Origin of the sequence: Pseudomonas sp. Sample_9 (genome assembly GCF_004307535.1) — a bacterium.
Taxonomy (GTDB): domain Bacteria; phylum Pseudomonadota; class Gammaproteobacteria; order Pseudomonadales; family Pseudomonadaceae; genus Aquipseudomonas; species Aquipseudomonas mercuritolerans.
The window spans coordinates 1-5,480 of sequence record NZ_RAZO01000211.1 but is presented as its reverse complement, the minus strand read 5'-3'; the positions used below and the strand labels follow the sequence as shown (position 1 = coordinate 5,480).

The 5,480-nt window shown below is 60.9% G+C and carries 7 protein-coding genes; 4 read left to right on the top strand and 3 right to left on the bottom strand.

Annotation, left to right across the window (positions count from 1 at the left end):
* Positions 1-85 precede the first annotated feature (85 nt).
* Positions 86-913: a 3'(2'),5'-bisphosphate nucleotidase CysQ gene (gene cysQ / locus D6877_RS11555; protein ID WP_130910859.1), complete on the bottom strand. Its 828-nt coding sequence runs from the start codon at positions 911-913 to the stop codon at positions 86-88.
* Positions 914-920: 7 nt separating this feature from the next.
* Entirely contained in the window at positions 921-1,490 is a 570-nt protein-coding gene (nudE, locus tag D6877_RS11550) for an ADP compounds hydrolase NudE (protein WP_130910858.1), read from the bottom strand.
* 88 nt (positions 1,491-1,578) lie between these two features.
* Between nudE and yrfG the strand changes: the two genes are divergently transcribed.
* Positions 1,579-2,241 (top strand): GMP/IMP nucleotidase, encoded by a 663-nt coding sequence (yrfG, locus tag D6877_RS11545; RefSeq protein ID WP_130910857.1) that lies wholly within the window; start codon positions 1,579-1,581, stop codon positions 2,239-2,241.
* A 101-nt stretch (positions 2,242-2,342) separates the two neighbouring features.
* On the opposite strand, the gene lysM is transcribed toward yrfG, so the two are convergent.
* Positions 2,343-2,783 carry a peptidoglycan-binding protein LysM gene (gene lysM, locus D6877_RS11540; RefSeq protein WP_122601389.1) on the bottom strand — a complete coding sequence of 147 codons (441 nt, stop codon included), beginning with the start codon at positions 2,781-2,783 and terminating at the stop codon, positions 2,343-2,345.
* Between the two features lie 138 nt (positions 2,784-2,921).
* On the opposite strand from lysM, the gene D6877_RS11535 reads away from it, so the two are divergent.
* From D6877_RS11535 to D6877_RS11525, 3 genes are all read left to right on the top strand, one after another.
* Positions 2,922-3,809, top strand: a complete 888-nt coding sequence (locus D6877_RS11535) for a LysR family transcriptional regulator (RefSeq protein WP_122508424.1) — start codon at positions 2,922-2,924, stop codon at positions 3,807-3,809.
* 92 nt (positions 3,810-3,901) lie between these two features.
* Positions 3,902-4,741, top strand: a complete 840-nt coding sequence (gene fdhD, locus D6877_RS11530) for a formate dehydrogenase accessory sulfurtransferase FdhD (protein ID WP_130910856.1) — start codon at positions 3,902-3,904, stop codon at positions 4,739-4,741.
* Positions 4,738-5,480: molybdopterin-dependent oxidoreductase (locus D6877_RS11525; protein WP_153189066.1), on the top strand; the 743-nt coding region annotated here is incomplete at its 3' end. The genes fdhD and D6877_RS11525, both read left to right, overlap by 4 nt.

The window sequence follows — 5,480 nt, the reverse complement described above, 5'->3', positions numbered from 1 at the left end:
AGGTCGATGCATGGCGCCAGACAACTCGGTCGGCTCCCTCTCCTGGGGGAGAGGGCTGGGGTGAGGGGAATTGCGGATCAGGCAGTTAGCCTCGGGCCAACTCCAACAACCGTCCGCGCCACGCAGCCTTCGCCGGCAGCGCCAGAAAGAACTCGTTCAACAGTGATTCTCGCGGCGGATAACTGAACGCCTCGCCGCTCAGATCCAGCACCTCGCCCCCCGCACCTTCCAGCACGCCCTGAGCTGCCGCCGTGTCCCACTGCGAAGTCGGCGCCAGTCGCGGATAGCAGTCGGCAGCACCTTCGGCCAACAGACAGAACTTCAAGGAACTGCCAATATTGGCCAGTTGCAACTCACCAAGACTGGCGCTCAACCCGGCCAGCAAACGCTCTTGCTCGGGACTTGAATGGCGACGGCTGGCCACCACAGTAAACGCCTCGCCCGGTGCAGGCACATCACGCACCTGAATCGCCGTCGGCGTACCACCTTCGTCGCCACGCCAGGCTCCAAATCCGGCACCGCCGACGTAAAAACGACCGTTGGTCGGCATCGTCACCACACCAAATACCACCCGACCATTTTCGATCAGCGCGATGTTGACGGTGAATTCCTCGCTACCGCTGATGAACTCCTTGGTACCGTCCAGCGGATCAACCAGCCACCAGCGCTGCCAACCGGCGCGCACGCTCTGCGGGATATCGGCGTCCTCTTCGGACAGCACTGGAATGCTCGGATCAAGGGCCGTCAGCCCCGCAACGATAAGGTGATGCGCAGCCAGGTCGGCGGCTGTCACCGGCGAATCATCGGACTTGGCCGTGACTTCAACGCCTGCACGCCAGAACGGCAAAATCGCCTCGCCAGCCTGCAATGCCAGCTCAACCACTGGCGCCATCAGCGGATGGGGAAAACTCATCGACGTCTCACTCATAGCTGAACACCCCGCGCTGGCTCAGCAGATCACGGGTCAAATATAGTGCCGCCAATGCGCGGCCTTCGGTGAATTGCGGATTGAGCGCCAGCGCCGACAGTTCGCGCAGGTTGACCTTGTCGACCCGCATCGGCTCCGGCTCATCGCCTTCCAGCCGTTCTTCGTAGAGATCGGTGGCCAGTACCACTTGGATCTTCTGGCTCATGTAACCGGGCGACAGCGACAGCTCGGTCAGATGTTCCAGTTGACGCGCGCCATAACCGGCCTCTTCCTTGAGTTCCCGCTCGGCCGCCGCCAGCACGTCCTCGCCCGGCTCGATCAGGCCTTTGGGCAGAGACAGTTCGTATTCGTCGGTGCCACCGCAGTATTCCTCGATCAACACCGCGTGTTCGGCATCAAGCATCGCGACGATCATCACCGCGCCGTAGCCAGCGCCTTTGCCAACCAGACGCTCGTAAGTGCGCTCCACGCCATTGGAAAATCGCAGCTTGAGTTCTTCGACGCGAAACAGGCGACTGGTGGCGACGATCTCGCGGGCGAGTACGGTGGGTTTCTGGCGCATGCAAAGCTCCTTGGCGTGAACGCGCTACTATAACGCGGCTTTCCCGATTGTTTGCGTCGGATATCTTTTCACCGTTCGAGACGTTGCCATGCCTTCTTTACCGTGGTCCGACATCGATACCGTTCTGCTCGACATGGACGGCACGCTGCTGGATCTGCACTTCGACAACCATTTCTGGCTCGAGCACCTGCCCCAGCGCTACGCCGAACTGCACGGCATCAGCCGGGCCATGGCCGAGCTGGAATTGCAGCCATTGTTCGAGCGCCATGCCGGCCAGTTGCAGTGGTACTGCCTGGATTTCTGGAGCGCGGAACTGAAATTGTCGGTGCGTGAACTGAAACAGGAAACCGCCCACTTGATCGCCCTGCGCGCGGATGCCGATACCTTTCTCGACGCAATCAAACGCGCCGGCAAACGGGTGATCATGATCACCAACGCGCACCGCGATTCGCTGTCGTTGAAACTGGAACGGATCGAACTGGCACCATACTTCGAGCGGCTGATCAGCTCGCACGACTATGGTTATCCCAAGGAGAACCCGCAGTTCTGGGATGCCTTGCAGGCGGACATCGGTTTTGATCCGGGGCGCAGCCTGTTTATCGACGACACCTTGCCGATCCTGCGCAGTGCACGGGATTTTGGCGTGGCGCATCTGCTCGCGGTTAAGGAACCGGACAGCCGCAAAGGGCCGAAGGACACGGCAGAATTTGCCGCAGTCGAAGACTACCGCGATCTCATTGCCGGACTCTGATCCCTGCAGGAGCTGCCGAAGGCTGCGATCTTTTGATTTGCGTTTTTTTAAGTCAAAGTCAAAAGATCGCAGCCTGCGGCAGCTCCTACATGGGCAGCGCGTTATTTTGGAATGCGCAGCTTTTGCCCCGGATAAATCTTGTTCACATCCTTGAGCATCGGTTTGTTGGCTTCGAAAATCTTCTCGTACTGGTTGGCATTGCCATAGACACGCAGGGAAATCGCACTGAGCGTGTCACCTGCTTTGACCTCGACAAACTCTGCCGCAACCACCACCGGCCCGGTCACGGTGATCTGATCATCCACACTGCCCACGCCAGCAATGTTGCCCACCGCGAGCACAATCTTTTCCTTCTCTTCCTGACTCGCCACCTCACCGGTGATTGTCACTTTGTCCCCATCCACGGTCGCCTGCACATTGGGATTGCCCAGTCCGACCTTGCTGATATGTTCCTTCAACTGCTCGCTGGCATTGGCGTTTCCGGGAGTCAACAGATCAAGCAGTTTCTCACCGGCTTCTTTGACAAAACTCAAAAGGCTCATCGCATTCACTCCATGTAATAAAGGGTCAGTCGTCCAAGCCTAGACCACCCCAGCCAAACCCGGTTCCAGTCCGACCAATGACGCTGCCGCGCCGCAGGCGGTAGAATCGCCACACCCCGCCAACCGCCCGGAGCGAAGATGGACATCAAGCAGCTGAAATTCCTCATCGCCCTCGACGAAACCCGCCATTTCGGCCAGGCCGCCGCGCGCTGCCACATCACCCAGCCGACCCTGTCGATGCGCTTGCGCAGCCTCGAAGAAGAACTCGACCTGCCATTGGTCAATCGCGGCCAGCGCTTTGAAGGCTTCACCGCACCGGGCGAACGCGTGCTGGCGTGGGCGCGTACGGTGCTGGCGGCTTACGACGGCTTGCAGGCGGAAGCGGCGGCCTGTCGCGGCAACCTGATCGGTACGCTGCGCCTGGGCGTGGTGCCGCTGTCGAGCTTCGATCCCTTGCCGCTGATGCAACGTCTGCATGCGGCGCACCCGGACCTGCGCTTCGAACTGTCGTCGCTGAGCTCCGAGCAGGTGCTCGAACACTTGGCGAACAACCGCATCGACATTGGCGTGTCGTATCTGGAGCGCCTGGACAGCGAGCGCTTCGATTCGCTGGCCTTTAACGAGACGCGCATGGGCCTGCTCTATGACGAGCGCTCGTTCAGTTTCGGCGAAGCACCCCTGAGCTGGGAATCGCTGATCGAATTGCCGCTGTGCATGCTCACCAGCGGCATGCACTTTCGCCAGTCCATCGACCACAACTTCCACAGCCGCGGCCTGACCCCGCAACCGCTGCTGCAAACCGACGCCGTGCATCAACTGCTGCAAGCAGTCCACGGCGGCTTTTGCTGCGCAATCATGCCCCTGGACGGCGGCGCGGAAACCCTCGCCGATCACCTGCGCCTGCAACCGATCGAGAACGCCCACACCCTCGCGCCGCTGGGGCTGATCATGCGCCGTGGCGCGCCGCGTTCAGCGCTGGCGGAAGCCTGTTTCGCGCTTTATCAGAAATCGCCAAAAGACGCTTGATCGACGGCATCTATCGGTAGATCGGTAATAGCGATTAGACGCGACAACTTGCCGCGCCTAGTCTTGACCTAGATCAAACCGTCGGTGATGCCATGAACGCCAAGCGCCCAGCCTGCGCGGCGCCAGCAATTGAAACGCCCGCGCCTGCCGCCAGCCAGACCTACAGCTACAGCGATTTACCCCTTGAGGCATCGGCCAGCACCGCGCTGGCCGAGGAAGTCGCGTTGGCGATCGCCTACAACGGCATCAGTCAGGCAGTGATGCTGGTTACACCGACCGATCTTGAAGATTTCATCGTCGGTTTCAGCCTCGGCAGCGGCATCATCGAAGACGCCAGCGATATCTACGATCTGCAACTGACAGGCTCAGGCTCGGCGCAATACGCGCAGGTGACCATCGCTAACCGTGCGTTCTGGAACCTCAAGCAACAGCGTCGGCAGTTGGCCGGCACCAGCGGTTGCGGATTGTGCGGCGTCGAAGCCGTCGAACAGGCGCTGCCCGATCTCAAGGTATTGCCGGGCGCAGCCTTGCCACCGATCGAATGGCTCGACGGTTTGCGCCAGCGCATCGGCGCGTACCAGCCGCTCGGTCAGCACTGCGGCGCGGTGCATGCGGCGGTGTTCATGAATGCCAGCGGTGAATTGCTGCTCGGCCGCGAAGACATCGGCCGCCATAACGCCCTCGACAAGCTGATCGGCGGGTTGATCCGCCAGAAGATTTCCACCGAAGGCGGCCTGGCGATTGTCACCAGCCGTTGCAGCCTCGAATTGATCCAGAAAGTCTTGCGTGCCGGCATCCAGACCCTGGTCAGCCTGTCGGCACCCACCGGCCTCGCCGTGCAATGGGCCCGGCGCCACAACCTCAATCTCATCCACCTGCCGCAGAAAAGTGCGCCGCGGGTGTACAGCCCCGCGATGGAGAATCAAGCGTGAGCCAACATCATCAAGCCGACCAGAAACCTGTCCCGCGCTACAAGCCTTACAAAGGTGCCGCTGGCGGCTGGGGCGCCCTGATCAGTGTGGCCCAGGCGTGGCTGACCAGCGACAACGCCCTGAAAAACCTGCGCATGATGCTCAAGACCAACCAGAACGGCGGCTTCGACTGCCCGGGTTGCGCCTGGGGTGATTCGCCGGAGAGCGGCATGGTCAAGTTCTGCGAGAACGGCGCCAAAGCGGTGAACTGGGAAGCGACCAAGCGTCGCGTCGATGCGAAATTCTTCGCCAAGCACAGCGTCACTTCCCTGCTGGAACAAAGCGATTACTGGCTGGAATATCAGGGTCGCCTGACTGAGCCGATGGTCTACGACGCCGAATCCGATCGCTACAAGCCGATCTCTTGGGAAGATGCCTTCGCCCTGATCGGCAAGCACCTGCGCAATCTGCCAAGCCCGGATCAGGCGGAGTTCTACACCTCGGGGCGCGCCAGCAACGAAGCGGCGTATCTGTATCAGCTGTTCGTGCGAGCTTACGGCACCAACAATTTTCCTGACTGCTCGAACATGTGCCACGAGGCCAGCGGCGTGGCGTTGGCGCAGAGCGTCGGGGTCGGCAAAGGCACGGTGACCTTCGACGACTTCGAACACGCCGACGCGATTTTCGTCTGGGGCCAGAACCCCGGCACCAACCATCCGCGCATGCTCGAACCGTTGCGTGAAGCGGTGAAACGCGGCGC